The organism is Photobacterium salinisoli (assembly GCF_003614885.1).
In the GTDB taxonomy this organism is placed as follows: Bacteria; Pseudomonadota; Gammaproteobacteria; order Enterobacterales; family Vibrionaceae; genus Photobacterium; species Photobacterium salinisoli.
In genome coordinates, this window is the sequence record NZ_QZMS01000007.1 from 1,874,276 (window position 1) to 1,900,524 (window position 26,249).

Annotated in this window: 25 protein-coding genes and 1 other RNA gene; 9 read left to right on the forward strand and 17 right to left on the reverse strand. The window is 53.6% G+C overall.

What is annotated here, in order from left to right; genetic code table 11:
- Positions 1-60: 60 nt before the first annotated feature.
- The 4 genes from phoR to D6M16_RS09195 form a co-directional block, all read right to left on the reverse strand.
- Entirely contained in the window at positions 61-1,365 is a 1,305-nt protein-coding gene (phoR, locus tag D6M16_RS09180) for a phosphate regulon sensor histidine kinase PhoR (protein ID WP_120511519.1), read from the reverse strand.
- Positions 1,366-1,442: 77 nt separating this feature from the next.
- Complete coding sequence (gene phoB, locus D6M16_RS09185) at positions 1,443-2,132, reverse strand: phosphate regulon transcriptional regulator PhoB (RefSeq protein ID WP_027252987.1); 690 nt, start codon at positions 2,130-2,132, stop codon at positions 1,443-1,445.
- A 133-nt stretch (positions 2,133-2,265) separates the two neighbouring features.
- A complete protein-coding gene (locus D6M16_RS09190; protein ID WP_120511520.1) occupies positions 2,266-6,030 on the reverse strand; it encodes an AAA family ATPase in 3,765 nt (1,254 codons plus the stop codon).
- 15 nt (positions 6,031-6,045) lie between these two features.
- The gene (locus tag D6M16_RS09195; RefSeq protein ID WP_120511521.1) at positions 6,046-7,284 is read right to left on the reverse strand and encodes an exonuclease SbcCD subunit D C-terminal domain-containing protein; all 1,239 of its coding nucleotides are present in this window, start codon (positions 7,282-7,284) and stop codon (positions 6,046-6,048) included.
- 251 nt (positions 7,285-7,535) lie between these two features.
- Here D6M16_RS09195 and rdgC point away from each other — a divergent pair, with 251 nt between their 5' ends.
- The gene (gene rdgC / locus D6M16_RS09200; RefSeq protein ID WP_205576872.1) at positions 7,536-8,447 is read left to right on the forward strand and encodes a recombination-associated protein RdgC; all 912 of its coding nucleotides are present in this window, start codon (positions 7,536-7,538) and stop codon (positions 8,445-8,447) included.
- 154 nt (positions 8,448-8,601) lie between these two features.
- On the opposite strand, the gene D6M16_RS09205 is transcribed toward rdgC, so the two are convergent.
- Together D6M16_RS09205 and D6M16_RS09210 are read right to left on the reverse strand one after the other, a co-directional pair.
- The gene (locus tag D6M16_RS09205) at positions 8,602-9,087 is read right to left on the reverse strand and encodes an NfeD family protein (RefSeq protein ID WP_120511523.1); all 486 of its coding nucleotides are present in this window, start codon (positions 9,085-9,087) and stop codon (positions 8,602-8,604) included.
- Entirely contained in the window at positions 9,087-10,070 is a 984-nt protein-coding gene (locus tag D6M16_RS09210) for an SPFH domain-containing protein (RefSeq protein ID WP_120511524.1), read from the reverse strand. Before D6M16_RS09210 ends, D6M16_RS09205 begins: the two co-directional genes overlap by 1 nt.
- 302 nt (positions 10,071-10,372) lie before the next feature.
- Between D6M16_RS09210 and trhP the strand changes: the two genes are divergently transcribed.
- On the forward strand, positions 10,373-11,746 hold the full coding sequence (gene trhP / locus D6M16_RS09215; protein WP_120511525.1) for a prephenate-dependent tRNA uridine(34) hydroxylase TrhP: 1,374 nt from the start codon (positions 10,373-10,375) through the stop codon (positions 11,744-11,746).
- 51 nt (positions 11,747-11,797) lie between these two features.
- Here the strand turns inward: trhP and D6M16_RS22180 are convergent, their stop codons facing one another.
- Positions 11,798-11,971, reverse strand: a complete 174-nt coding sequence (locus tag D6M16_RS22180; RefSeq protein WP_155804892.1) for a hypothetical protein — start codon at positions 11,969-11,971, stop codon at positions 11,798-11,800.
- Between the two features lie 360 nt (positions 11,972-12,331).
- On the opposite strand from D6M16_RS22180, the gene D6M16_RS09220 reads away from it, so the two are divergent.
- Positions 12,332-12,586 (forward strand): YfhL family 4Fe-4S dicluster ferredoxin, encoded by a 255-nt coding sequence (locus D6M16_RS09220; protein ID WP_120511526.1) that lies wholly within the window; start codon positions 12,332-12,334, stop codon positions 12,584-12,586.
- Between the two features lie 5 nt (positions 12,587-12,591).
- On the opposite strand, the gene mepA is transcribed toward D6M16_RS09220, so the two are convergent.
- From mepA to D6M16_RS22185, 5 genes are all read right to left on the reverse strand, one after another.
- Positions 12,592-13,488, reverse strand: a complete 897-nt coding sequence (gene mepA / locus D6M16_RS09225; protein WP_240435555.1) for a penicillin-insensitive murein endopeptidase — start codon at positions 13,486-13,488, stop codon at positions 12,592-12,594.
- A 469-nt stretch (positions 13,489-13,957) separates the two neighbouring features.
- Positions 13,958-14,356, reverse strand: a complete 399-nt coding sequence (locus tag D6M16_RS09230; protein WP_120511527.1) for a type IV pilus modification PilV family protein — start codon at positions 14,354-14,356, stop codon at positions 13,958-13,960.
- Positions 14,349-14,894, reverse strand: a complete 546-nt coding sequence (locus tag D6M16_RS09235) for a hypothetical protein (protein WP_120511528.1) — start codon at positions 14,892-14,894, stop codon at positions 14,349-14,351. The genes D6M16_RS09230 and D6M16_RS09235 overlap by 8 nt, the downstream gene beginning before the upstream one ends.
- Positions 14,894-15,484 (reverse strand): hypothetical protein, encoded by a 591-nt coding sequence (locus D6M16_RS09240; protein ID WP_120511529.1) that lies wholly within the window; start codon positions 15,482-15,484, stop codon positions 14,894-14,896. Before D6M16_RS09240 ends, D6M16_RS09235 begins: the two co-directional genes overlap by 1 nt.
- Positions 15,471-15,965 (reverse strand): pilus assembly FimT family protein, encoded by a 495-nt coding sequence (locus D6M16_RS22185; protein WP_162940959.1) that lies wholly within the window; start codon positions 15,963-15,965, stop codon positions 15,471-15,473. The genes D6M16_RS09240 and D6M16_RS22185 overlap by 14 nt, the downstream gene beginning before the upstream one ends.
- Positions 15,966-16,149: 184 nt before the next feature.
- Between D6M16_RS22185 and D6M16_RS22585 the strand changes: the two genes are divergently transcribed.
- A complete protein-coding gene (locus tag D6M16_RS22585) occupies positions 16,150-16,530 on the forward strand; it encodes a type IV pilin protein (protein ID WP_162940960.1) in 381 nt (126 codons plus the stop codon).
- A gap of 79 nt (positions 16,531-16,609) precedes the next feature.
- On the opposite strand, the gene dnaJ is transcribed toward D6M16_RS22585, so the two are convergent.
- From dnaJ to grpE, 3 genes are all read right to left on the reverse strand, one after another.
- Positions 16,610-17,758 carry a molecular chaperone DnaJ gene (gene dnaJ / locus D6M16_RS09255; RefSeq protein ID WP_120511532.1) on the reverse strand — a complete coding sequence of 383 codons (1,149 nt, stop codon included), beginning with the start codon at positions 17,756-17,758 and terminating at the stop codon, positions 16,610-16,612.
- An 86-nt stretch (positions 17,759-17,844) separates the two neighbouring features.
- Positions 17,845-19,758: a molecular chaperone DnaK gene (dnaK, locus tag D6M16_RS09260; protein WP_120511533.1), complete on the reverse strand. Its 1,914-nt coding sequence runs from the start codon at positions 19,756-19,758 to the stop codon at positions 17,845-17,847.
- 216 nt (positions 19,759-19,974) lie between these two features.
- On the reverse strand, positions 19,975-20,598 hold the full coding sequence (gene grpE, locus D6M16_RS09265; RefSeq protein WP_120511534.1) for a nucleotide exchange factor GrpE: 624 nt from the start codon (positions 20,596-20,598) through the stop codon (positions 19,975-19,977).
- 206 nt (positions 20,599-20,804) lie between these two features.
- On the opposite strand from grpE, the gene nadK reads away from it, so the two are divergent.
- The 3 genes from nadK (at position 20,805) to bamE (ending at position 24,056) form a co-directional block, all read left to right on the forward strand.
- Positions 20,805-21,683, forward strand: a complete 879-nt coding sequence (nadK, locus tag D6M16_RS09270) for an NAD(+) kinase (protein WP_120511535.1) — start codon at positions 20,805-20,807, stop codon at positions 21,681-21,683.
- A gap of 173 nt (positions 21,684-21,856) precedes the next feature.
- Entirely contained in the window at positions 21,857-23,524 is a 1,668-nt protein-coding gene (gene recN / locus D6M16_RS09275; protein ID WP_120511536.1) for a DNA repair protein RecN, read from the forward strand.
- A gap of 175 nt (positions 23,525-23,699) precedes the next feature.
- Entirely contained in the window at positions 23,700-24,056 is a 357-nt protein-coding gene (gene bamE, locus D6M16_RS09280) for an outer membrane protein assembly factor BamE (protein WP_120511537.1), read from the forward strand.
- 120 nt (positions 24,057-24,176) lie between these two features.
- On the opposite strand, the gene D6M16_RS09285 is transcribed toward bamE, so the two are convergent.
- Positions 24,177-24,560, reverse strand: coding sequence for an RnfH family protein (locus tag D6M16_RS09285; RefSeq protein WP_120511538.1), 384 nt, complete (start codon positions 24,558-24,560; stop codon positions 24,177-24,179).
- Positions 24,550-24,984 (reverse strand): SRPBCC family protein, encoded by a 435-nt coding sequence (locus D6M16_RS09290; protein WP_046218909.1) that lies wholly within the window; start codon positions 24,982-24,984, stop codon positions 24,550-24,552. The genes D6M16_RS09285 and D6M16_RS09290 overlap by 11 nt, the downstream gene beginning before the upstream one ends.
- 142 nt (positions 24,985-25,126) lie before the next feature.
- Between D6M16_RS09290 and smpB the strand changes: the two genes are divergently transcribed.
- Positions 25,127-25,609, forward strand: a complete 483-nt coding sequence (smpB, locus tag D6M16_RS09295) for an SsrA-binding protein SmpB (RefSeq protein WP_027253003.1) — start codon at positions 25,127-25,129, stop codon at positions 25,607-25,609.
- Between the two features lie 44 nt (positions 25,610-25,653).
- Positions 25,654-26,021: a transfer-messenger RNA gene (ssrA, locus tag D6M16_RS09300) on the forward strand.
- Positions 26,022-26,249 lie beyond the last annotated feature (228 nt).

Here is a 26,249-nt window from a genome sequence, read left to right on the forward strand (position 1 = left end):
CATTTACCGCTCATCTCCTCTGCCGGCCAACAGGCCAGCCGCAACTCATTCCAGTCTGACTCAGGCTGCCTTCGCAATCAGGCGTTGTGGCAGCGTAAACGAGAAAGTGCTTCCCTCGTCAACCACACTTTCAATTTCAAGAAAGCTATCATGATGGCTCAGTGCATGTTTCACTATTGCCAGCCCCAGGCCACTGCCGCCCGTTTCACGCGAGCGCGCTTTATCAACCCGGTAGAATCGTTCGGTCAGCCTGTGTATGTGCTGCGGCTCAATGCCACTACCGGTATCTGTGACTTCCAGCCGCGGCCCTTTGGGCGACAGGAACCAGCGTACCGTCACTTTACACTCAGGCGGCGTATGTTTGACGGCGTTATAGACCAGATTCGAAATGGCGCTGCGCAGTTGATCTGCATCGCCAAATACCTGAAGTGATTCATCGACATTAAACTCAAAGATCTGATTTTTATCACCACTGAGCGAGATAGCCTCTTTTTCGAGCACATCCAGCATGGCGGGGACATCAACTCTATCTTCCAGATCCAGGTGAGGGGCCGCTTCAATTTTGGACAGGGTGAGCAATTGCTCAACCAGCGAATTCATCCGCGTCAGCTGCTCTGTCATCACGTCGTGGGCTTTTTCCCACATCGGGCCGATCAGCATATCCGGGTCACGGGACATTTCCAGATAGCCCTGCAAGACGGTCATAGGCGTGCGCAGTTCGTGCGAGACATTGGCAAAAAAGTTGCGGCGCATCCCTTCCAGCTGCTTGAGCTGAGAAATATCTCGCACCACCATCAGGTATTCACCCTCGGTGTAGCGCATGATACGCAGCTCCAGCGTTCGGTCGTAATTAAGCGGCGAGGTGATTTCCAGCGGATCTTCAAAATCCTGTCTGGCCAGATAGCGGACAAAATCCGGACTGCGCAGCAGGTTACTGACCGGCTGGCCGGCATCATCCGGCCAGCGGAGACCCAACAGGTTCTGCGCCAGTTTGTTACACCAGACGATATTGCCCTCGCTGCGAAACACCACAACAGCATCCGGCAGCGACTCGGCACCATTGCGGAAACGGCGGATCAGGGTCGCCAGTTCACGGCGACGGCGGCGATTTCTTTGCTGCAGGCGGTAAATACCGTTAAACAGCGGCTCCCAGCTTCCCGACCCTGAAGGCGGTGTCAGACTGCGATCCGTCCACAGCCAGCGGGACATTTTAAGTTGATGGTGACAGTGCCAGCCCAGCAGAATCCAGCTTGCAGCCAGCAAAAACCAGGGCATGTAACCAAAGATCAGCCCGAGGATAACCCAGGGGAAATAAAAAAAAGCCAGTTCCCGGACCAGCTTTTTCCATGACAAGCGTTCTACCATTCATGTCTCCCGCCAGTAACTGCGGCTTAACCCGGCCGTACAACCAGTTACTGACTCATCGTCCTTTTACGTGGTCATTAAACCCTTGTTGAAAAACGGTATCCGGCACCACGCACCGTCTGTACCATTTTATCGTGTCCGCCGCACTCCAATGCCTTACGCAAGCGACGAATATGCACATCGACCGTCCTGTCTTCGACATAGACATTGGTGCCCCAGACATTGTTCAGCAGTTGTTCGCGGCTGTATACCCGCTCCTGATGCGTCATAAAGAAATGCAGCATCTTGAACTCTGTCGGCCCCATATCCAGCGGATCATCATTAGAGGTCACGCGGTGTGAAACAGGATCCAGCTTCAGCCCCTGCACGTCTATCACATCATCCAGTGACGTTGGCGACACACGGCGCATCACGGCTTTCAGACGGGCCATCAGCTCTTTGGGAGAGAAAGGTTTGGTGATGTAATCATCCGCGCCCACTTCCAGCCCACGCACTTTATCTTCTTCCTCACCACGCGCTGTTAACATCACAACAGGAATGCTGCGGGTAACCTCATCACGCTTGAGGTGTTTAATCAGATTGATCCCTGACCCGCCCGGCAACATCCAGTCGAGCAGGATCAGCTCAGGAAAAGGTTCGCAGATCTTCTCCAGCGCGGAGTCATAATCTTCTGCTTCAATGGCCTGATAGCCTTTTTGTTCCAGCACAAAGCACAGCATTTCGCGGATCGGTGCTTCATCCTCAACCACTAGAATCCGTCTAACCATAGTCTCGATACCTAAGTCATAGCTCTCTGTCTGGCGCCATTATCCGAATAAAGTATGACACTTTTGTGACCAAGAGGCGAAAAGCTTCACCCGATTGCTATCAAACTGTCATGATATCCGCGATTTACCAGACTTAACCTAAGATCCGAACCCGGCTGCGACCGCCGCCCATGGCTTCGACCGCGACCTGGACACCAATTCGCTCTACCAACGTGCCGACATGGGAAATCACCCCGATCTGGCGGCCATCGGCCTGCAGCGCATCCAGACAGGCCAGCGCCATTTCCAGGCTGTCGGGATCCAGAGTACCGAACCCTTCATCAATAAACAGGGAACCCAACTGGCGGGTGTCTGCCGCCAGGGAAGCCAGCGCCAGTGCCAGCGCCAGCGACACCAGAAAGCTCTCCCCGCCGGATAATGACTCAACGCTGCGCACTTCATCACCCATATCGTGGTCGACCACCTGCAACGCCAGCGGGCTGCCCGGCACAGGCTGAAGAGCATAGCGCGGCGCCAGATCCTGCAAATGCTCATTGGCCAGCAGCACCAGTTGCTGCAATGTCAGTCCCTGCGCCAGCGTTCTGAATTTATTACCGTTTGCTGAACCGATCAGCTCACTCATCTCAAGCCAGAGCTCAGTGTTCACTTGTTGCTGCTGCAACTGCCGGGTCAGGGTACCGGCCAGTTGCTCTGCCTGATCCGCCTGCACCAGACGCTGTCGCAGAGTAAAATGCTGCTCTTCCAATGCCTGCTTGTCCGCTTGCCACTGACCCTGGTGCTCACTCTGGCTTTCACTCTCCAGCGCAATACCCTGCGCAGACAGCCAGGCTTTGGCGGCATCCACGCTGGGCTGATGATCTTTCAGCGACTGTTTCCGCTCTGCCAACCGGGTCTGCGCGGCAGCCTGTGCCTGCTCAATCACTCGCAGCGCCGCTTTTTCCTGCGCCACCCAGCCTTCATCCTTGCTCAGCAAAGTCATCAGTTCCTGCTCCGACATCCCCAGTTTTTGAAGCCAGCTCTGCCACTGCTGCTGCACTGAAGTGTGCGCGGTTTTGACCTCTTGTAATTGTTGCCGGGTGCTGTTTAAGGCCGACTGCGTGGCGGCATGGCGCTCACCGGCCTGCTGCCGCTGCTGCTCGCAGTTGCTGAGCGACTGACGGGCCGCTTCCAGTAAGGCTTTATGCTGCGACTCCAGCGGAGTAAGCGCCTGCTCACCCACCAGCACTTTTCTTTCCAGCCATAGCTGCTCAAGCTGCCCTTTAAGTGCCGCTTGTTTATGCGCAGCTTCTGTCAGTTGTTTCTGCAGGTTCTGAATACGGGTCTGGCGCTGTGCCAGCTCTGGAGCCAACGCCTGCAGCTGTTTGTCTGCAGTGATCAGATCCTGCTGGCACTTGAGGTAATCCTCCACCTGCCGGGTTAACTGCTGGGTATATTGTTCTTCCCCCAGCTGACGCAACCCCTCCAGCCAGGCCTCGCTGCCGAACTGCTTGTTCAGGGTCTCAGCTCGCTGACTGAGCAGAGTTTGCTGTTCAATGCACTGCTCTTCCAGCGAGGTCAGTCTGGCTTGCCGGCCCGCTTCTCCCTGAGCTAACCGGTGGATGTCATGCGCGAGTTTGTTTTCCGCCTGTACCACTTGCTGATACTGCTGCTCCAGCTCTCTGGCCTGCCGCAATTGCAGCTGGCCGCTTTCATACTGCTGCTGAAGCTGACGCAGTTGCGGGGATAATTGCCCTGCTTCATGCTGCCAGGCAGTCAGTTGTTCGCGCAGTGAGGCCAGGGGCATGTGCTCAGTGAATTCGATATGTAATGCCTTGGCACAATCGGCTGCCTGAGCCGCCGCCTTCGCTGAGACCGCGGCGATACTGGCCAGCTCATCGTTAACAACTGCCAGGCGTTGGGTGTATTGCGGTACCAGCTGCGCCAGATGGTGGCGTTCGCCTTCCAGCGCCTGTAACTGCTTCGCCAGTGCCTGCCGTCGTTGGTTGTGCTGCTCCAGTACGCTATCGACTGCCGGATGACTGGCCGCATAAGGATGGTCCAACCCGCCACACAAAGGGCATGGCTCATCCTGTTTCAGCTGGCTGCGATAATCGCTCAGCTGCAGCACAGCCTGGCTTTGCTGAAACTGATAGTCGGATTCTTCCGCCCGTGCGCTGAGCAGGTTCAGCTCAGGCACTAGAGCCTGCAATTTCTGCTCTGTCTGCTGACTGGCTGATTCCAGCTCCTGTTTTTCCTGCATCAGCCGGCTTTGGTGATCCAGCAAGCCACACCATTCCTGTGTGGCAGCCATCGCCTGACGAAGATCATCAAGACGTTGCTGATGACGGCGGTAAGCCTGCTGGCTCTGCTCCTGCTCAGCGCTCACCTCGTCGACATTCAGCTCAGCACGCTGTTTTTCCAGCTGCTGCCTCTGTGTCAGCAGGTGCTCACTGTCTTGTTTCAGCTTGCTGTCATCGAGCCGGTATGCCTGCTGCTCCTGCTGCCCTTGCTGAATGTCTTTTCTGAGACGGGACATGGAACGGTGGGCGGTCAGATATTGTTTCAGGTTATCCAGCACAGGCTGAAACTGTTCAGCTACGGCGGCCAGGCTAATATTGTCATCCAGTTGCTTTGACAGCTGTCGGCTTTGCGCCTGAAGCTGCTGCTGGACACTCTGCTGGTGCTGATATTCCCTGTCTTCCTGATCCAATTGCTGTTGCAGCGCCTGAGCATCCTGTATCAGCAGCTGATGTTGCTGCTCCAGCCCCTGCCGCTGTTGATCCAGCATTTGCGCCTGTTTTAACTTGGGTTCCAGCATCAGCCATTCCTGCTGTGCCTGTTCCAGTGACTGCCTGGCTTGCACGACGGCCTGATCGGCACTGAGTCGCTGCTGCTGATCCTGCGCCAGCGCCTGCTGAGCGTCGCTCAGTGAGGTCTCCAAACGGGCGATTTGCTGTACCGACTGGGTCAGCAAAGTGAAATCGGCCCGTGCAGGTTGCGCTGCCTCGAGCTGAGTCAGGTAGGCAATGCGAGGGGCAGCCTGGGTACTTTCTGCGATCGCCCCGGTCAGTGCCTGCTGGCTCTGCGCCACCCGCTCCTGCAGTGTTTTGTCGGTGCTGAACGTCTGCTGATGCTGGCTCAGCGCCGCCAGCCGTGCATCAAGCTCGGCCAGCTGAGTTTTCAGGGCGGTAATCTGCGCATGCAATGCCTGCTTCTCGTCGTCGCTGAGCAACGCAATATCACCCAGTTTTTCCTGCAACTGCTGCAGCTTCAGCTTCTCTTCGCGGGCTCTTTCGTAAGCGGCCACTGACAGACGGCCGTAAATTTCACCGCCAGTCATGCGCTCGAGCAAAGCCGCACGTTCATCGGCGGCGGCCTTAAGAAAGGCCGCAAACTCGCCCTGCGGCAACATCACGGCCCGGCGGAACTGCTCGAAAGTCAGTCCAATAAGACGCTCGATTTCCACCTGTACTTCTTGTTTTTTACCTGCAAACCTCTGCCCGGATTCCAGGTTTTCCAGCCACTGTTCAGAAGGCTGCACCCGCCCTTCTGCATTGCCTCTGGCCCGGCGAACCTGCCATCGGGCTCGCCACCGTGAGCCATCATTGGCCTGAAAATCAACCTCGGAGAACGCGTCCGCTTTCCCGCGGGAAAGGATACTGCGTACGTCGTTAGCTCTGATCCGGTTCTCGTCGTCGCCCCGTCCGATTTCCGCATCATTTTTTTTATTCGACTGTAAACGCGGTATGCGGTCGTACAACGCCAGACAAATGGCATCCAGCAAACTTGATTTGCCGGCCCCGGTTTTGCCGGTAATGGCAAACAAGCCGGCCTCGCCCAAACGCCCGTTGGCAAAATCAATCTCAAACTGTGTTTGTAAGCTGGCGAGATTTTCGCCCCTCAAAGCCAGTATTTTCATTGTCTCTGTCTGCCGTTATTTGTCTTCTTCATCATCAATGCGCGTCAGCAATTGTTCGAATGCCTCACACATCGCATTGGGTGGCTGTCCGTCATATTTCTGTTGCCAGCTCAGGGCAAAGACCTGCTGCGGACTCACTTCCGACAAGCGCTGGTGCGCAAGCGAAGGCGTATCCTGTTGCTGACGATAATGCGTTGTTATTTTGGCCAGCCGGACGGCTTTCCCCTCCAGCGCCTGCAGCACTTTCTCTCGCAGCATCGCCTGAGGTTTATCAAGCAGCACCGGCACTTCCAGATAAGGCTGGGTTTCTCTCGGGCTATCCTCGGTGGCTAACGCTTTCAGGGCCTTCAAGGCTTGCTCCAGCGGCTGAGGGTCAGCCGGGACTTTGAGCATATCAACCACTCTGGGTACCGGGATCGGGGTAATATCCGACAGGCTTTCACCGTCAAGCTCCAGCACTACCACCTGGTGCTTGTAGTGGCGTTCAGACATCGACAGGGGCAGCGGCGAGCCGCAATAACGTATGTGCTCTTTTTTCGCGACCCGCTGGGCAAGGTGCAGGTGGCCCAGCGCGGCATAGCAGAGATCATCGGGGAAGACGGACGCAGGCAGCGCATGCTGATTGCCTCCCAGCACCCGGCGCTCCGACATTTCAGACAACTGACCGGAAGCCATATAAACATGTCCCATGCCAATCAGTGCCTGACCGGGCTGCCGAATCGCCCGGGCCGCATCGGTCACTTGCCGGTAGAGTATTTCGACCCCTTTGATCAGGCGATCATCGTCTTCGCCGAGATCCTCTGTGCGCAAATCACTGCTGCGCAGAAACGGCACCGCCAGCACCCAGGCCGTTGTTGCGCCACTGCGGTTGGTCAGCGGTACCAGCAATCTGTCCATGTCCAGCTGCCCCTGCTCATCACGGCTGATGCCCCCGACCAGATGCAGGTCAAAGGCTTTTAACAGTTCATGAGGTGCATCCAGCTTGCTGGGCGAATCATGGTTGCCCCCCGTCATCACTACGTTCAGATCTGGCAGGCTTTTCGCTAACCTTGCCAGAAAACGGTACAGCATGCGCCAGGCACTGGCCGGGGGATTGGCGCTATCGAAAATGTCACCGGCCACCAGCAACGCATCGACCTGCTCACGTTCCAGCGTATCAGCCAGCCAGTCGAGAAACTGCTGATGTTCATAATCGCGCTGATAGCCATGCAATTGATGCCCGAGGTGCCAGTCTGAGGTGTGAAGTATTTTCATGCCGTTAGTGTAAATACTGAGAGATCCAGAGAAAAGAGAAGTGCCGATTGTACCTCAGCCAGGTGCTGTCGCGGTCAGATCAACCGAAAAAAGTGCGACAGCCAGACACGATTTTCTGCCGCCAGCCCTCTGGCAGAGCGGAACAGCGATTTTCGCGTCCCTGTCAACGCGCACCGAACCTAGCATAGTGAGGCAACTTGGGTATAAGATTGTCGGCCCAATGCACACACCTAGGATCAGTCACAACTATGCTGTGGTTTAAAAACCTGCTTACCTATCGCTTCAGTCGCGAGATTGCCTTCAAACCGGATGAGCTTGAGAAGCAACTGGAAGAATTCCGCTTTACCCCTTGCGGTAGCCAGGATATTCAGAAATTCGGCTGGGTTTCAGCACTGGGCAAACACGGTGATATGTATACTCACCTTGCCGGGGACAACATTCTGATCTGTGCCCGCAAAGAAGAAAAAATGCTCCCAGCCTCTGTCATCAAAGAATCTCTGAATGCCAAAGTAGAGATCCAGGAGAAAGAACAGGGCCGTAAGCTGAAGAAAAATGAAAAAGACACCCTGAAAGATGAGATCGTGATGGATCTGCTGCCACGTGCTTTCAGCCGTCAGAGCCATACTTTTGCACTGATCATGCCGGCGCAGGGGTTATTACTGGTGGATGCCGGCAGTTTCAAAAAAGCAGAAGATCTGCTTGGCTTATTGCGTAAATCGATCGGCAGCCTGCCGGTTGTGCCTGTGACTGTGGCTAAACCTGCGGCGCAGACACTGACCGAATGGGTACGATCCGGCCAGTCGCCGAACGGTTTTACCATAGGTGAAGAAGCCGAGCTGAAAGCCATTCTGGAAGACGGCGGCGTGATCCGCTGTAAGCAGCAGGATTTGAGCTGTGATGAAATTCTGGCCCACATCGAAGCAGACAAAGTGGTGACCAAACTGGCCATCAACTGGCAGGAGCGCATTGATTTTGTGCTGGGCGATGATCTGTCACTCAAGCGTCTGAAATTTTCCGATGAGCTGAGAGAGCAAAATGACGATATCGACCGCGAAGACATGGCTCAGCGTCTGGATGCCGATCTCTCATTAATGTGCGGCGAACTGTCCGCCATACTGCCAAACCTGTTTGAAGAATTGGGCGGCATGGAAGATCGCGTCTGACAAGAGAGGGATGACAGGGCGATCACGCACAATCCGTGCTCGCTTCACCAACCCCACCCTCCCCTTACCAAGGGGAGGGAATCATTGTGATTTCAGCGATTTCAGTTCGATCCCTCCCCCTTTTCAAGGGGAAGAAATCGTTGCAAGCACTCGTTTAATCATGATTGACAGGTTTGACCGTAAAGCGACCGACATCCACCGCGACAACTTCCACTTGCTGCCCTTTTTCCACCGGTCCGCCGTTGTAATCGCTGCTGAGTACCAGTTTCCAGCTGATACCAGAATACTTCACTGTTCCCGGCTGTTCGTGGCTGAGGGCGGCATCAAGCCGGAATGTCAGGCCGATAAAATCACTGCTGATATTTTGTTTAGGTTTTTCCGCTTTCTGTGACCGTTTCAGCGGTTTCCACAACAGTAGCGTCAGTACGCCCGCGCCGATACCGCTGACAGCCACCAGGGCTGTCATAGTTTCAGGCACCACACCAACCAGTGCCAGAGTACCGGTCAAGATGGCCGATACACCCAGGGCCAGCAATACGATAGTCGACAGCCCCAGCATCCAGACTTCGACGGCCAGCAGGATAAGGCCGATCACTATGGTCAGCTGAGCCGGACTCAGCCCAAAGAAATCCGCCATCATTAGTGTTCCTCTTGCGGGTCGGTCGCTTTAGCCGGGTTGCCCTGCTGACGGTTGAGCTGGTGAATTATGGTCATGGCTTCTGCCACTATGTTTGATGCAGAAGAAGAGGCATCAGGCAGCAGGACCACAGAAGATTCTTTCGCAATCGCTTCTCTGGCCTGAATGGCCTTGCCCGCCAGATCCAGCTGTATCGCCTTCTGACCTTCTTCGGTGGACGCCACCCGGCCGATAATCGCCAGTGCATCGGCTTCGGCTTTCGAGACCGCCAGAATAGCCTGTGCTTCACCTTCGGCTTTGAGAACCTGCTCAGATCGTTCTGCTTCTGCTGCCAGTACACGGGCCTGCTTCATACCCTCAGCAATGTTGATTTCGCTCTGGCGCTTACCTTCAGATTCAAGGATAACCGCCCGCTTTTCACGCTCGGCTTTCATCTGACGCTCCATGGCGTCCAGTACTGAACGTGGCGGCTCAATATCTTTGATTTCGTACCGCAGCACCTGAACACCCCATGGCAAGGCGGCATCGTTAATGGCAGACACAATGGCGGTATTGAGATTCTCACGCTCTTCGAATGTCTTGTCTAAGTCCATTTTACCCACTTCACTACGCATAGTGGTCTGCGCCAGCTGGGTGACAGAAAAAATATAGTTGTCGACGCCATAGCTGGCCTTGTAAGGGTCGATCAGCTTGATATAGAGCACCCCGTCAACAATCAGCGAGATGTTATCTTTGGTAATGGCCGACTGGCTCGGAACATCGTACGCCTGCTCCTTCAGAGTCTGGGTGTAGGCAACCCGGTCAATCATAGGCACGATAAAATTCAGGCCCGCTTCCATGGTCTTATGGTATTTACCGAACCGTTCAACCACCACAGCCGTATTTTGCGGAACAAACTTAATAGCAGAACGCAGTATGACAATAACCAGTATTGCCATTACTACCCAAATACTAAGCACAGACGAAATGACAGACGCTATATCCATTTTTGATATCCAATTCAATGCATTAAAAAGAAACCGTTAATAAGTAAACTTAAACGGCTGGGTCCCCTAACATTCATACCGCTAATGCAATGATTATGGAACAAGGTTCACACCAATAATCAGTATCTGTCATATTTTGTGCTCATTAATACCCTTAACAAGATTCAGGATATTTGCCAGATCCCCGCCTTCACAGTAAAATTCGCCCTCTGTTTTCCGCCTCCCATGAATTCACCCTGAGGGTGAGCAGGAGTGCGGCCTGATCTGACATCAGACTTTGACCCAAAAGGGAAACCCGAGTTATGTTTAAACCTGAATTGCTATCGCCTGCCGGCAGCCTGAAGAATATGCGCTATGCCTTCGCCTACGGTGCCGATGCCGTGTATGCAGGCCAGCCTCGTTACAGCCTGCGTGTGCGCAACAATGAATTCAACCACGACAACCTGAAGATAGGTATCGACGAAGCCCATGCCCAGGGCAAAAAGTTCTACGTGGTATGCAACATTCAGCCGCATAACTCCAAGCTTAAAACCTTTATCCGCGATCTGACCCCGATTGTCGACATGGGCCCTGACGCCTTAATCATGTCCGATCCCGGCCTGATCATGATGGTCCGGGAAAGCTTTCCAGACATGCCTATCCATCTGTCGGTACAAGCCAATGCGGTTAACTGGGCGACGGTAAAGTTCTGGTCAACACAGGGGATTGAGCGGGTGATCCTTTCCCGCGAGCTGTCGCTGGAAGAAATCGAAGAAATCCGTGAACAGTGCCCGGACACCGAGCTGGAGATCTTTGTTCACGGGGCACTTTGCATGGCCTACTCAGGTCGCTGCCTGCTGTCTGGCTACATGAACAAGCGGGATCCCAATCAGGGCACCTGTACCAATGCCTGCCGCTGGGAATACAATGCGGAGACTGCCAAAGAAGACGATGCCGGCCAGATTGTCGAAGTACAGCCAGCCGCTTCTGCTGTACAGATGCAGGATGTCGCGCCCACACTGGGTGAAGGCAAACCGACCGATCAGGTTGTCTTGCTGAGCGAAAGCCACAAGCCGGATGAAAAGATGGCGGCGTTTGAAGATGAGCACGGCACCTATATCATGAACTCCAAAGATCTTCGTGCGGTTCAGCATGTTGAACGCCTGAGCAAAATGGGGGTACATTCGCTGAAAATTGAAGGCCGCACCAAGTCTTTCTACTACTGTGCCCGCACGGCGCAGGTGTACCGTAAAGCGATTGATGATGCAGCAGCCGGCAAGCCGTTTGATGAAAGCCTGATGTCGACGCTGGAAAGCCTGGCTCACCGCGGGTACACAGAAGGGTTTCTGCGTCGTCACACCCATGATGCTTACCAGAATTACGATTATGGTTACTCTATATCGGATAACCAGCAGTTCGTGGGTGAGTTCACCGGCAAGCGCCGCGGTGCGCTGGCAGAAGTCGAAGTCAGAAATAAATTTCTGGTCGGTGACAGTCTGGAGGTGATGACACCAAACGGTAATGTCACCTTTACGCTGGAACACATGGAAAACCGTAAATCCGAAACCATCGAAGATGCCAAAGGCAGCGGGCATTTCGTGTTTATTCCTGTTCCGGAAGATCTTGCGCTACCGTTCGCGTTACTGATGCGCAATCTGGAAGCCGGTGCTACCACCCGTAATCCTAACGCGGCCTGACCGGCTTCTGTTCGCCACCGTATTGCTGATCCTCTGCAATACGGTGGCAGACTAACTACTCACCGTCACATTGGGAATATCTGAGCATTTGATAGGAATAGTATACCGCACACCCTGCTGTACCATTTCCTGCTGGCACACAGGCTCTGTCGTTACTTCCGTCCATCCCCAACCCAGTAAGATAGAAACAACGATCAACGCTATGGGGTCTAATCGCACCTTCATTAACCACTCCCCCGCATAATCCAGAAGCCACTGAACACAGTGGCCATTGATATAATGCACTCAATTTCAACAATAATGTCGGATGCCGCTTTGTCAGCCATGGCACAATAACCGACATTGCCAGAACACTATTGATTTGCGGCTGGGGAATAAACAACGTTAAATCACTAAATTAGACCGTTCTTGGCGATAACATACCCGTTTCCCCAAGTTATTGGGCGTTCCTGACTTCTGTGCTACACTTTTCGCCGCTTTAACTCCTTTCATTTTCTTGGGGAGATATCACAAAGCGCAGTTAACCGGCAAAGGATCGCATACCCGCTTTACCCTGTGACAAGAACCTCCTCGGATGTAAAAATTATGGCTTTATTGATTACAGACAAATGCATCAACTGTGACATGTGCGATCCCGAATGTCCGAACGATGCCATCAGTATGGGGGCAGAGATCTATGAAATTGATCCTGACCGCTGCACCGAATGCAAAGGCCATTACGACAAACCGACCTGCCAGTCAGTGTGCCCGATCAATAACTGCATTATCCTCGATCCCGCACATGTCGAGACCGAGGATCAGTTGCTTGAGAAGTTTGTGATCTTGCAGGGAATGGCGTAACTGCGCTACTGAGACTGCGCCTTGAATTCGCGCTGCTCTTTGGCGTATTTATCCCTGTCTGCATTCTGAGCAGGGGCATTCAGCATAGCCATACACCCCGCAGGCGGCAGAGGTTTCAGCACAGGCCGTTTCTTAACCGGCTTGGCACTGGCCGTTTTCTTTTCAGAAGCCGGTTTGGGTTGCCACGAAAGCAGTTCCGCACCACAGCCCTCGCCCGGAGGCGGCGGTAACTGTTCCTTGCATTGCAGGCTTCCCTGCGGACAATGCAGACGAACATGAAAATGATAGTAATGCCCCCACCAGGGTCTTACCTTGCGCAGCCAGCTGCGATCTGTCCATTGCGCTTCACACAGCTGTTTTTTGATGACAGGGTGAACGAATATGCGCGCCACATTATCATCCGATGCTGCCAGCTGGATCAGGTTCGCCTGGCTGGACGACCAATTGTCTTTCATAATGCGATATGCCTTGAGATCAACCATAGGCAAAGGTTGCAGTTCAGGCAGCGCCTGTTGAGAGGCAGGTTGATCTAAAGTCGTCAGCCAGATATCGGCATCCAGCCCGGTCTGATGGCTGGCATGCCCTGAGCGAAACCGGCCGCCGCGCGGCATGGCGATATCACTGACCAGCAAATTACCCAGCTGCAATTTTTTTGCTTTCGCCGACAATTGCTCCAGAAAAGTAATCATGCTCTCATGACCATAATATCGCCCGCGCTCCGATCTGACCCTCTGATAACCTTCTCCCTGTTCGGGCAACACTTTCGCACCGGCCAGACAGCCATTGCTGTAACTGCCAATTGACTGCGGACTGCCTGCGGTCGGGGCACGAAACTGCTCCCAGGGCGTCGCGGCAGCCTCAGTGCTCAGGCCGCCGACCACACAAAGCAGAGTAACAAGCACAGCACATCGCTTGCCACCTTCCGAAAAACAGTGCCTTACAACACCCAAAGATTGCAAAAGGGCAAATTGACTATTTACGCTGAACACCAGGCGCCACCTTGTAATAATTTGCGATCATAGTCACATAAGCATACACCATAGGGCTGACTTTATTTGCTGTTCAAGATTGAGACTGGTGTGTGCTGTGCTCCCTGCCGTGCCAGACGCGCTAAACCGCCATGTACAGCTTTTCTTTCATCTGCCAGCTCTGTCTTGTACAGCATTTCATGCAAAAGGATCATGGCAACCCAATCGAATATAAATCATTGATATGTAATGAATGTTCAGCTTGTACAGCTTTTTGACCATTGCAACCCAAAAGCTCATCACTGGGTATCATTTCTTTCCATTCATCGCTGAGACGTACCCGGCTAATTCTGCCCTGCCTCACTGACAGCATGCACCCGCAACAGAACATTACTGCTGAGGCTTAATGAAGGGGAAACCGCATTTGGGTCTGAAGGATAATTCGCTGAGGCTGGTGCCAACGATCCTGCCAGCTTGCCTGTACAGCCACTGTTGAGATGCCCCCCGGCTGTGTCGCTCCCTGTACCACAGCCTCCACACGGATAGTGGTGCCATGAACAACATGCTGCTCTGTGTGCGTTCCCTGTCCCAACGGCGGATCCGCGCGCAATGTTTCTAAGTGTGATTCCGCCAGATTGACCGCGGATAGCATGATCAGGGCATTATCTGCCTGTATGTTGAGATAAGCATGCAGCTTCATCAAACCTGCCAGACCGACACTGACCAGCATGAGCGACACCAGCACCTCCATCAGGCTGAACCCTGACTGTTTTTTCAGTACCGGCTTTATTGAATCAGACATCACGCCAGGATCCCCGCAACCAGCGAACCTGATATACCGGCCTCTCCAGCGCCTGTGGCAAACTGCCCAAAGCAACGCACGCTTGCGCTTCCCCGCCCGATAGCGCCACAGCCTCGGCGCTGCACAAGCTCACAACGGCAATTTGCCAAAGCCTGACCCTGGCCCTGCCGGCAACCAGGGCTTCAGCACTCACCTGATACCGGCCTTCCGGCAAAGGCTCAACCCGGACCGTCAAATGCCGATCACCTTGTGCAGGCAGGCAGACCGCTGACCCGCCATCAGAAAACACCCCTGGCTCAGTACTCACCGGCTGACGCTGATAATGCTCGGTTATCAGGCCAAACCCGCAGGCCAGCCCGCCTTCTGCCAGCCAGAATGCCTGCCGTGAAAATACGGTATTCTGGGCGCGCTTGACTTGATAAAAGCTGGTGCTGTAGCTGGTCAGCACAAAGACCATGGCCACAGACAGCATCAGACTGGTCACCAGCAAGGTGCTCATACCCTGCTGGGCCCTGACATCGCCACACTGAGAGTTCATCACGGATTCCTGACCGTCAGCGCCATCGTTTCATCAAGCTGCGCTGAGCCATCCGATGATGAGACAGAAAGACGAACAGACAACCGCTGACCCGGAACGCCATCGGTCAGGTAACTATCAGATCGAACCTGCCAGCCGGTCACTGTCATCCAGCGCGAATCCAGCAGTGCCTGTCCGCCCTGACATGCCTGCGCCGGGGCCGGAAAAGAATCGTGCGACGAACGCACTCTTAACTCACCGTCCTGCGGGTAGTACGCCTTCACCACGGCACGGCCAGCCAGCTCGTAAGTCAGTACCAGACAGTCTCCGGCCACCACCTGTACCGTGTCCGTCGCCCCCTGCAGCAAAAGCGGTATCCCCGGCTCTGTTGCCTGATAACCAGCCCGACGCACATCCCCCGACAACATTCGCCAGGCATCCTGCACATCCTGAGCCAGAATCAGATGCAGCGAACGGCTCAGTGCCGCCTGTTTACCTGCCATCAGCAAGTGCACCAGCAAAGACAGCACCATCAGGCTCAACCCGGTCGCTACCGTCAGCTCTGTCAGGCTGAACCCGCCCTGCTTGCTCAGACGTTCAGCACCGGGCATAGCCGGCTTCCCCGTTAAGACTACACACATAGATTCTGCCGGTGACATTACTGAAAGTGATCCTGACCTGCGGCAAGCCATCCCGGCCGACAAAAAAGCTGCCTGCCGCGTGGGGCCGCCCCGTCAGGCTATCCACTGTCAGATCATCACTGACAAAACTGCGCGACAGTGTCAGGTGCGGAAAATCAGTGGCAGACAGCGGCTTGAGCACAGTCTCTCCTTCCGCCAGTCTGGCCACGATTAACCAGTCGTCAGTCCCGGGCTTTGATGCCAGAGAATGGTGCGCAATGGTATCTAAACCAATCGATACGTCTTCGCCGCGCATCACAGCTTCCGATTTGGCCTGTACCAGAAACCACTCCAGCTCAGTGACCAGACGGTGCAGGCGCTGGGTGACAAAGACGTCCGAAAAAGAAGGGGCTGCCGCTGTGGCAATAAGCATGATGACAGACAAGACCACAAGGGCTTCAATCAGCGTCATCCCCCTGACGCTCGCAGCGCAATGTAACCGTGTTGGCCTTAATGGCACGTTTTTTCTCACTAACTCCCAACTTCGCACCTGTCCTGCTCCCGAACCTTTGCCACCGCGCAATAGGATGGCAAAACAACAGCGAAACGCAGCTGCAGAGCACCAACTTAGTGACATGAATCGAGAGGAAAAAAAGATGAGGAAATCAAAAAATCAGCAGGGAGTGACACTGATCGAACTGCTGATTGTCGTGGCCATAGCCGGCATACTGGCAATGTCAGCCCTGCCGGCCTATCAGGCGCACCAGCAAAGAGCCTATCTGCGTCAGGCCCAGGCCGATCTCATCATGTTGCAGCTCGCTATTGAACAAAAACACTCTCAGGGCCAGACGTACCCGACGCACCTCTCCGCCGCGCTCTGTCCCGCCTGCCGTTATGACAACCCCTTCTATGCCTATAAGATTGCCCTGGAGAGTGGCAAATACAGGCTGTGGGCCGAAAGCAAAGATGGCGTGCAGGAATGCGGATATATTGCACTGTTACACAATGGCACCGCTATCCCGTCTGAATGCTGGTAAAGCGGCGGAGACAAACAGGCTCCGGCAGAAACGACAAAGGCCAGCATCATGCTGGCCTTTGAGATAAGTCACTCAGAGATTAACCGGTCAGATCATCAAAGAACTTTTTCACGCCGTCGAAGAAACCTTCAGAGCGTGGCTTGTGCTTTTTGGCATCAGAGCCTGCCAGCGTGTTCTCAAATTCCTGCAACAGTTCTTTCTGGCGCGTGCTCAGGTTCACCGGTGTTTCAACCACCAGCTTGCAGATCAGATCGCCAACCGCACCGCCACGAACAGACTTCACGCCTTTACCGCGCATACGGAACATACGTCCTGTCTGCGTTTCTGTCGGTACTTTCAGGCTGACACGACCATCGAGTGTCGGGACTTCCACTTCACCACCCAGTGCCGCCATGGTAAAGCTGACCGGTACTTCACAGTACAGGTTGTTACCGTCACGCTCAAAAATCGCGTGTTTCTGTACATGCACCTGAACGTACAGATCCCCGGCTGGTGCACCGAACTCGCCGGCTTCACCTTCACCGGTCAGGCGAATACGATCGCCTGTATCGACACCGGCAGGAATCTTGACCGACAAGGTTTTGGTTTCCTGAACCCGGCCCTGACCATGACACTTACCGCAAGGATCCGTAATGATCTTGCCGCGACCGTGACAGTGTGGACAGGTTTGCTGTACCGCGAAGAAGCCCTGACGCATCTGCACCTGGCCTGCACCGTGACACGTGCCGCAGGTCGTTGGCGAAGAACCTTTCTTCGCACCTGAACCTTCACAGGTATCACAGTTTACCAGAGTAGGAACGCGAATTTCCTTGGTGCAGCCGCGTACCGCTTCTTCCAGAGTCAGCTCCATGTTGTAGCGTAAGTCGGCCCCGCGCTGAGCACGGTGCTGACCACCACCACGACGGCCACCGCCACCAAAGATATCGCCGAACACATCGCCAAAGATGTCGCTGAAATCTGCGCCGCCGCCGAAGCCGCCGCCACCGCCGCCCATACCGCCTTGTTCAAAGGCTGCATGGCCGTACTGGTCGTAGGCCGCTTTCTTCTGAGGATCGGTCAGAATTTCATAAGCGGTTTTCACTTCTTTGAATTTGTCCGCCGCCGTGTCGTCGCCCGGATTACGGTCCGGGTGGTACTTCATCGCCAGACGTTTGTAGGCCTTTTTGATGTCACGCTCACTGGCGTCACGGCCTACACCTAGCACTTCGTAAAAATCACGTTTTGACATAGTTAAACTGTCACCTGCTTATACAGCTACGGGCGTAAGAGTATCCCCAAACGCCCGTGCCCAAATAAGATTATGAAATCACACTCTTATTTTTTATCGTCTTTTACTTCTTCGAACTCGGCGTCTACAACATCATCGTCTTTCGACTGAGTCTGCTCACCGCTGTCCGCTTGCTGGGCCTGAGCTTGCTGCTGGGCAATTTCCATCAGCTTCTGAGAAGCTGCGATCAGTGCCTGTACTTTGGCATCAATCGCTTCTTTATCTTCGCCTTTACGTGCTGTTTCCAGTTCAGAAACCGCGGCTTCGATCTTCTCTTTCTCATCCGCAGGCAGTGCATCGCCCGCTTCTTCGATTTGCTTACGGGTACCGTGTACCAGCTGATCAGCCTGGTTACGGGCAGAAACTAACTCTTCGAACTTCTTGTCCGCTTCTTTGTTGGCTTCTGCTTCCTGAACCATTTTCTCGATTTCGTCGTCGCTCAGACCGCCAGATGCCTGGATAGTGATCTTCTGCTCTTTGCCTGTGCTCTTGTCTTTGGCAGACACGTGCAGGATACCGTCAGCATCCAGGTCAAAGATAACTTCAATCTGAGGCATACCGCGCGGCGCAGCCTGAATACCTTCCAGGTTGAACTGACCCAGGGACTTGTTAAAGTTCGCCTGCTTACGCTCACCCTGCAGAACATGGATAGTTACCGCATTCTGGTTGTCTTCTGCTGTCGAGAACACTTGCTCCGCTTTGGTCGGAATCGTGGTGTTCTTCTCGATCAGCTTGGTCATCACGCCACCCATGGTCTCGATACCCAGAGACAGCGGGGTCACGTCCAGCAGCAGAACGTCTTTCACGTCGCCAGCCAGTACACCACCCTGAACCGCAGCACCGACAGCAACCGCTTCGTCAGGGTTCACGTCTTTACGTGCTTCTTTGCCGAAGAACTCAGCCACTTTGGCCTGAACCATAGGCATACGCGTCTGACCACCCACCAGGATGACGTCCGTGATTTCGCCTACAGACAGGTCGGCGTCAGCCAGGGCCACTTTCATTGGCTCCAGAGAACGCTGTACCAGATCTTCAACCAGTGACTCCAGTTTGGCACGGGTCACTTTGATGTTCATGTGCTTAGGACCTGTCGCATCTGCTGTGATGTATGGCAGGTTCACGTCAGTCTGCTGAGCAGAAGACAGCTCAATTTTCGCTTTCTCTGCCGCTTCTTTCAGACGCTGCATAGCCAGTGGATCTTTACGCAGATCGATAGCCTGATCTTTCTTGAATTCGTCAACCAGATAGTTGATCAGACGGTTATCGAAGTCTTCACCACCCAGGTGTGTGTCACCGTTGGTTGCCAGTACTTCGAAGGTCTTTTCGCCTTCCACTTCATCAATTTCGATGATAGAGATATCGAACGTACCACCACCCAGGTCGTATACCGCGATAGTACGGTCACCACCTTGCTTGTCCAGGCCATAAGCCAGAGCAGCAGCAGTCGGTTCGTTGATGATACGCTTCACTTCCAGACCCGCGATGCGGCCGGCATCTTTAGTTGCCTGACGCTGTGCATCGTTGAAGTAGGCAGGAACAGTGATTACTGCGCCTGTCACTTTTTCGCCCAGATAGTCTTCAGCGGTTTTCTTCATTTTTTTCAGCACTTCAGCTGAAACCTGAGGCGCGGCCATTTTCTGACCTTTCGCTTCCACCCAAGCATCACCGTTGTCAGCTTTCACAATTTTGAAAGGCATGATTTCGATATCGCGCTGTACTTCTTCGTCTTCGAAGCGGCGACCGATCAGACGCTTGATTGCATACAGGGTATTTTCTGGGTTTGTCACCGCCTGACGTTTCGCAGGCTGACCGACCAGTGTTTCGCCATCTTGTGTATAAGCGATGATAGACGGCGTAGTGCGATCACCCTCTGCGTTCTCAATAACGCGTGGCTTATCACCATCCAGTACAGCTACACATGAGTTGGTTGTACCCAAGTCAATACCAATGATTTTACCCATCTGGCTTTCTCCGAAATTCGTTGGTTTACTGGCTTCGTTCTGCGTATTGCAGAATCGAGCATGGGGGCCAAGGCCCTCAATTAATTCAATGACGCTATCGTATGACTACTAAATAAGGCCATCAGAGACCTTTTCAAGGGGCAGGTCGAAAAAAAATGTAAAAAATAAAAACCCACCAGAGTGGGCTTTCATGACTCTGCCTGCCCGTCAGGCCGATCAGGCCTGAGTGTCGACATTGCTGCCAGGTGCAGCCTTCGCGACCATTACCATAGCCGGACGAACCACACGGCCGTTCAGCTCATAGCCTTTCTGCAGCACCATCATGACAGTGTTAGGTGCATGATCTGCGCTTTCCTGCATCGACATTGCCTGGTGGAATTCCGGGTTGAACGCTTCGCCCATAGGGTTGATGGCTTTCAGGCCGAATTTCTCTACCGTGTCGGTCATGGTTTTTAAGGTCAGCTCAACGCCTTCAAGCATCGGCTTGAGCGCTTCGTCGGTTTTATCCGCCAGTTCCAGCGCACGCTCCATGTTGTCGATCACTGGCAGCAATTCGCCGGCAAATTTTTCCAGTGCGAATTTACGGGCCTTGTCGATTTCCTGCTCGGTACGACGGCGCATATTTTCCATATCAGCGCGGGCACGCAGCACAGAATCCTGCTGCTCTTTCACTTTGGCTTCACTGACCGCCAGCGCGGCTTCCAGTTCTTCAATACGCGACAGTGCCAATTCGTCCAGCGTCAGTTCTTCTGCGCTGTCTGCGGCCGCTTCAGCCTCTGCTGCTTCTGTCTGCGCCTGCTGCAGTTCTTCTTCGTTCAACACTTCGTCTTTCTTGCTCATGCTTTCGCTACTCCGCTAAGCTCAAAAAGGGTGATATTCATGGCCGGTGGGTTACGCAAAGCGCAACTTGCCGGCCACTATTAAAACGTGATGGGCATATTATGGGGATGAAGTTCAACGATTCAACCCGATATCGACGACAAAGGGCGACATTTCCTTAGCGCTAAGGCTATACTGGCCCCATTCTTACCCGTTGGATCAAGGACATGACGCGCCCGTTTGAAATCATCGCCCTGGTTGGCAAACCGAGAAATCCTGACGCGCTGCACACGCACACCAGCCTTTACAACTGGCTGACCGCCAAAGGCTACCAGGTACTGGTTGATCACCGTCTTGCCCATGACCTGGATGTGCCCGCTGAATCGCTGTGCGATTTGCTCACCATTGGCGACCGCGCCGGCCTGGCGATTGTCGTCGGGGGGGACGGTAACATGTTAGGCGCCGCACGGGTACTCTCGCGCTTTGATATCTCAGTAATCGGCGTGAATCGGGGCAATCTGGGCTTCCTGACTGATTTGGATCCGGACAACTTCGAGCAGGAGCTGGAAAAGGTGCTGGACGGCGAGTTCGTCACCGAACAGCGTTTCCTGCTCGAAGCCGAGGTTCACCGTCATGGCCAGATAAAAAGCAGAAATACTGCACTCAATGAAGCCGTGCTGCACCCGGACAAAATCGCCCACATGATTGAGTTCGAGGTCTATATCGATGAAAGCTTTGCGTTTTCGCAACGCTCCGACGGCCTGATCATCGCCACGCCAACCGGTTCCACGGCCTATTCGCTGTCCGGTGGCGGCCCGATTTTATCGCCTAGCCTTAATGCCATCACTCTGGTGCCTATGTTTCCCCATACGCTGTCATGCCGCCCGCTGGTGGTCGACGGCAACCGCAGGATTAAGCTGATTGTGCCTGACGACGGACGGACACTGGAAGTGAGTTGCGACGGACAGGTGTCGCTGCCCGTAAGCCCGGGCGATGAAATTCACATCTATCAAAGTCCGGATCACCTGCAGCTGATCCACCCGAAAAGCTACAGCTACTACAATATACTGCGCGGTAAATTAGGCTGGTCGAGTAAGTTATTCTGAAGCCAACCCCGGGTCAGTACAAAGCCAGCCATGTGCTGGCTTTTTTAATGTCACCAGAAACTTAACCTTAATCACAATTTTCACGATAAATCCGTTCGCCGCTACTTTACTGTATGTAGATACAGTATATACTGTGCAAATAAACAGGTGTTGATTTAGACAGGTGAACACAGATGCTGGCACACATGACGATCTCTAATTTTGCAATTGTCAAAAATCTCGAGTTTGAAATGAAATCTGGGATGACAACCATCACAGGTGAAACCGGTGCAGGTAAATCTATAGCTATTGATGCCCTTGGCTTATGCCTTGGCGACCGTGCTGAAGCCAGCATGGTCCGTCCGGGAGAAGACAAAGCAGAAATTCATGCAACCTTCTCGCTGCGCAACAATCAGGCTGCCCGCCGCTGGCTGGAAGACAACGAGCTGATTGAAGGCGACGAATGTATTCTTCGCCGTGTGGTGACCAAAGAAGGCCGCTCCCGTGGCTTCATCAATGGCAGTCCGGTGCCCGCCTCTCAGCAAAAAGCACTGGGCCAGCTGTTGATTAATATTCACGGCCAACATGCACACCAGTTGCTGATGCGTCCGGAACACCAGCAGGAAATGCTGGACAACTATGCCGGCCATCATGCCCTGATGGAGAAAGTCAGCAGTGACTATCAGGCCTGGCGACATGCCAAAAACGAGCTGAACCGCCTGAGCCAGAGCCGCGCCGATAACGAAGCGCAAAAGCAGCTGATCCAGTATCAGGTCAAAGAGCTCAACGAGCTGGCGCTGGGCGAAGACGAATTTGCTGAGATCGAAGAAGAGCACAAGCGCCTGTCTAATTCCGGCGATCTAGCGCTCACCAGCCAGCATGCCCTTGCCTTACTGTACGAAGGTGACGAAGTGAATGCGCTGCAGCTATTGCAGCAGGCCAGCCAGCAATTGATCGACCTGGGCGAAATGGACAGCAAGCTCAGCACCCTCGCCCCTATGCTGGAAGAAGCCATTATTCAGGTGCAGGAAGCCAGCCAGGAGTTGCGCGGCTATATGGACGATCTGGATATGGATCCGCAGCGGCTGGTCTATCTTGAAGAACGCCTGGCGAAAATCATGTCGCTGGCCCGTAAACACTATGTGATGCCTGCCGAACTGTGGCAGAAGCATCAGGATTTACTGCTGGAGCTTGAAAACCTCGACGGCAGCGACGAAAAACTCGATGCCCTGGCCGATGCAGTGGAAGCCAAACGCCTGAGCTTTCTCGACAGCGCGGAAAAACTGAGCAAAAGCCGCCAGCGATACGCCAAAGAGCTGAACAAGAAAATCTCGCACAGCATGCACGAGCTGAGTATGGAGAAAGCGATTTTCCAGATTGATATTCACAGCGATCCGGAACGTATGCTGACTCCGCTGGGTTTTGACACCATTACCTTTATGGTTTCCACCAACCCGGGCCAGCCGCTGCAGCCACTGGGCAAAGTTGCCTCGGGCGGTGAGCTGTCGCGGATCTCTCTGGCCATCCAGGTGATCACCGCTCAGAAAGTGGAAACGCCAAGCCTGATTTTCGATGAAGTGGATGTCGGTATCAGTGGCCCGACGGCCGCGATTGTCGGCCGTATGCTGCGCACATTGGGCACATCGACCCAGGTGATTTGCGTCACCCACTTGCCACAGGTGGCAGGATGCGGCCATCAGCAGATGTTTGTCGCCAAAAAAACCGCCAAAGGCCAGACTGAAACCCAGATGAAAGCGCTGGATGAAAGCTCACGCATCAGCGAGCTGGCACGTCTGCTGGGCGGCAGTGAGATCACAGAACGTACACTGGCCAATGCCAAGGAATTGCTGGTAGCAGCATGACCCGGCGCAGAAAGTGGCTCAATTATCGCGCCACGGATGCAACTTTCTGAGTATTCCAGCGTCTGAACTCCCGCTTAATCTTTGCATTATGCGGGAGTTACCCACCTAGTGCTTTTACTTCTGCCACTAACTTGCTTATCATCACAAGCAGAACTGATTATTTTGCCGGGATGCTATGAACTGGAAAACTTTTGCCGCGTTGGCCTTGAGTGTCAGCCTGCTGGGCGGCTGCTCTTTGGTTGAACGCTTGGTCTACCGTATTGATATCAATCAGGGCAACTATCTGGATGAAACGGATATTAATAACCTCAGATACGGCATGAATCAGGAACAGGTGCGTTATGTACTTGGCTCGCCGATGCTGGTGGAACCTGAATACCCGAACACCTGGTACTATGTGTTCTATCACAAACCGGGCCATGATGAGCCGGAGCAAAAAGATCTGATTTTAACCTTTGATCAGAACCGCTTGCTGACCCGCATGACCGGGGATTATCAGCCAGGGCCGAACTTCAACGATCCGCTAAATTAAGCGGCTCACGACTTCAGCGCCAGAACACAAAAAAGCTCGCCGAGGCGAGCTTTTCTTTTTCTTTATTTTCTTAGCAGCCAGTCCATTCACCTGTCCACTTTTAGCGAGACAACATCAGCGCTAGCGCTCGGAATCACTGTCTTTCGCATCTGGCATGTCTGACGCTGTCGCAGTATCGCCTTTGGCCTTCTTGGCCGCCAGGGCTTCCTGCTTGGCCTGCTCAGCGCGTTTACGGCGGATCTCTTTCGGATCAGCCAGCAAAGGGCGATAAATCTCAATCCGATCCCCTTCATGCACTCTGGCATCCAGCTTCACAGTCCGGCTGAACACCCCGACCTTGTTCTTTTTCAGGTCAATCTCAGGATACATCTCCAGCACCCCGGAGCGTTCAATGATCTCCTGCACAGGCGTATCCGGGGTAATCGCCAGCTTGATCACCCGCTGGGTGTTGGGCAGTGCGTACACCACCTCCACATGAATCAGATTATTTTGATCAGAGCTCATAAACTTCCCTGGCCCGCTGGGTGAAAGCATTTACCATGTTGTTGGTCAGCTCATGGAAAACCTTGCCAAACACCGCTTCCACCAGCACATTGGTAAATTCGAAATCCAGCTTCAGTTCAACTTTGCAGGCATCGGCATCCAGCTCGGTAAAGTGCCAGCCACCGACCAGTTTACGGAACGGCCCTTCCACCAGCTGCATGCTGATCTTATGAATGCCCTCTAACTGATTACGAGTCACAAAGGTTTTTTTGATCCCAGCCTTGGAAACGTCTACTGCCGCCATCATATGTTCAGTAGAGCTTTCCAGAATTTTAGTGCCAGAGCATCCCGGCAAAAACGCCGGATAAGACTCAACATCGTTCACCAGGTCAAACATTTGCTTGGCACTGAACGGGACCAGTGCAGAGCGACTGATTTGAGGCATAGTTTCTCCTTAACCCAATATCGCTGGTAATGATACCATTAGTCGGCGATCTGCCAAAGATTCAGTGATAGTGTGTCTCCATGGCCTATTGCCTCTGGGAAAAACGTTCCCCTAACAACTTGAATCCGTATAATAAGAAGCTATGGCAAAGAAAAAACCAAACAAGCCGGGCAGCAACACCATTGCGCTGAATAAGTCTGCCCGCCATGAATTTTCGATTCATGATGAATATGAAGCCGGCATTTCGCTCCAGGGTTGGGAAGTGAAGTCCCTGCGTGCGGGTAAAGCCAACATTTCCGAAAGCTATGTCTTTATCCGGAACGGCGAGGCATTTCTCTCGGGAGCCACCTTCACACCGCTGAATGCGGCCTCGACCCACGTGGTGGCTGAGCCGACCCGTGTGCGTAAGCTGCTGTTAAACCGCCGTGAACTGGACCGCTTAACCGGGGCAGTCAACCGCGACGGCGAAACCATTGTGGCACTTTCCATGTACTGGAAGGGATCATGGGTTAAACTTAAGTTAGGTACCGCGAAAGGTAAAAAGCTTCACGATAAACGTTCAGACGCGAAAGATCGCGACTGGCAGCGTGATAAAGCGCGAATCATGAAGCACAGTTCGCGGTAGTCATTGACCTGGCAGAATTTTCTGCTAGTATTGAACACCTCACTGGGGCTGATTCAGGATTCGACAGGATCAAGAAGGCCCGTGGAGCATGCAGAGGTGCGGTTTGCCTCTTTAAAAAGCCGCAAAAAAATAGTCGCAAACGACGAAAACTACGCACTAGCAGCTTAATAACCTGCTCAGAGCCTGCCCTCCCTAGCCTTAGCTCGTAGGACGGGGATTCAGGGCAGTCAAACCCAAACGAGATCGCGTGGAAGCTTTGACCTGGGAGCGGAAGCGTTAAATTTAATTCAGGTGTGTCTCAGCATGGCGTGTTTGTCCGCAGTGCTTTGACGAGATTAAAGACAAACTAAGCATGTAGCGCCATTGGTTAGACTGATTTTGGACGCGGGTTCAACTCCCGCCAGCTCCACCAAATCGTATACGAAGACATCTTCGGATGTCACAAAGCCCGCTAAGGTCCTGACCTGGCGGGCTTTTTGTTATCTGTACTCATAAAGTGTCATCCCTAAATTAATGATCCTATCCCCTCAAAAACTTACAAAAAGTTATGGCATTTACACTTCTTATCACTTGGCTATCAGTTTTTTTCGCTGCTGTTATCTTAAAATGAAAGTATTCATCACTTAAGTTGGACAATCCA

Coding starts and splice junctions, on each gene's coding strand:
- phoR (WP_120511519.1), bottom strand. CDS start 1,365: ATGGTAGAACGCTTGTCATGGAAAAAGCTGGTCCGGGAACTGGCTTTT.
- phoB (WP_027252987.1), bottom strand. CDS start 2,132: ATGGTTAGACGGATTCTAGTGGTTGAGGATGAAGCACCGATCCGCGAA.
- D6M16_RS09190 (WP_120511520.1), bottom strand. CDS start 6,030: ATGAAAATACTGGCTTTGAGGGGCGAAAATCTCGCCAGCTTACAAACA.
- D6M16_RS09195 (WP_120511521.1), bottom strand. CDS start 7,284: ATGAAAATACTTCACACCTCAGACTGGCACCTCGGGCATCAATTGCAT.
- D6M16_RS09205 (WP_120511523.1), bottom strand. CDS start 9,087: ATGATGGCGGATTTCTTTGGGCTGAGTCCGGCTCAGCTGACCATAGTG.
- D6M16_RS09210 (WP_120511524.1), bottom strand. CDS start 10,070: ATGGATATAGCGTCTGTCATTTCGTCTGTGCTTAGTATTTGGGTAGTA.
- trhP (WP_120511525.1), top strand. CDS start 10,373: ATGTTTAAACCTGAATTGCTATCGCCTGCCGGCAGCCTGAAGAATATG.
- D6M16_RS22180 (WP_155804892.1), bottom strand. CDS start 11,971: ATGAAGGTGCGATTAGACCCCATAGCGTTGATCGTTGTTTCTATCTTA.
- D6M16_RS09220 (WP_120511526.1), top strand. CDS start 12,332: ATGGCTTTATTGATTACAGACAAATGCATCAACTGTGACATGTGCGAT.
- D6M16_RS09230 (WP_120511527.1), bottom strand. CDS start 14,356: ATGTCTGATTCAATAAAGCCGGTACTGAAAAAACAGTCAGGGTTCAGC.
- D6M16_RS09235 (WP_120511528.1), bottom strand. CDS start 14,894: ATGAACTCTCAGTGTGGCGATGTCAGGGCCCAGCAGGGTATGAGCACC.
- D6M16_RS09240 (WP_120511529.1), bottom strand. CDS start 15,484: ATGCCCGGTGCTGAACGTCTGAGCAAGCAGGGCGGGTTCAGCCTGACA.
- D6M16_RS22185 (WP_162940959.1), bottom strand. CDS start 15,965: ATGACGCTGATTGAAGCCCTTGTGGTCTTGTCTGTCATCATGCTTATT.
- D6M16_RS22585 (WP_162940960.1), top strand. CDS start 16,150: ATGAGGAAATCAAAAAATCAGCAGGGAGTGACACTGATCGAACTGCTG.
- dnaJ (WP_120511532.1), bottom strand. CDS start 17,758: ATGTCAAAACGTGATTTTTACGAAGTGCTAGGTGTAGGCCGTGACGCC.
- dnaK (WP_120511533.1), bottom strand. CDS start 19,758: ATGGGTAAAATCATTGGTATTGACTTGGGTACAACCAACTCATGTGTA.
- grpE (WP_120511534.1), bottom strand. CDS start 20,598: ATGAGCAAGAAAGACGAAGTGTTGAACGAAGAAGAACTGCAGCAGGCG.
- nadK (WP_120511535.1), top strand. CDS start 20,805: ATGACGCGCCCGTTTGAAATCATCGCCCTGGTTGGCAAACCGAGAAAT.
- recN (WP_120511536.1), top strand. CDS start 21,857: ATGCTGGCACACATGACGATCTCTAATTTTGCAATTGTCAAAAATCTC.
- bamE (WP_120511537.1), top strand. CDS start 23,700: ATGAACTGGAAAACTTTTGCCGCGTTGGCCTTGAGTGTCAGCCTGCTG.
- D6M16_RS09285 (WP_120511538.1), bottom strand. CDS start 24,560: ATGAGCTCTGATCAAAATAATCTGATTCATGTGGAGGTGGTGTACGCA.
- D6M16_RS09290 (WP_046218909.1), bottom strand. CDS start 24,984: ATGCCTCAAATCAGTCGCTCTGCACTGGTCCCGTTCAGTGCCAAGCAA.
- smpB (WP_027253003.1), top strand. CDS start 25,127: ATGGCAAAGAAAAAACCAAACAAGCCGGGCAGCAACACCATTGCGCTG.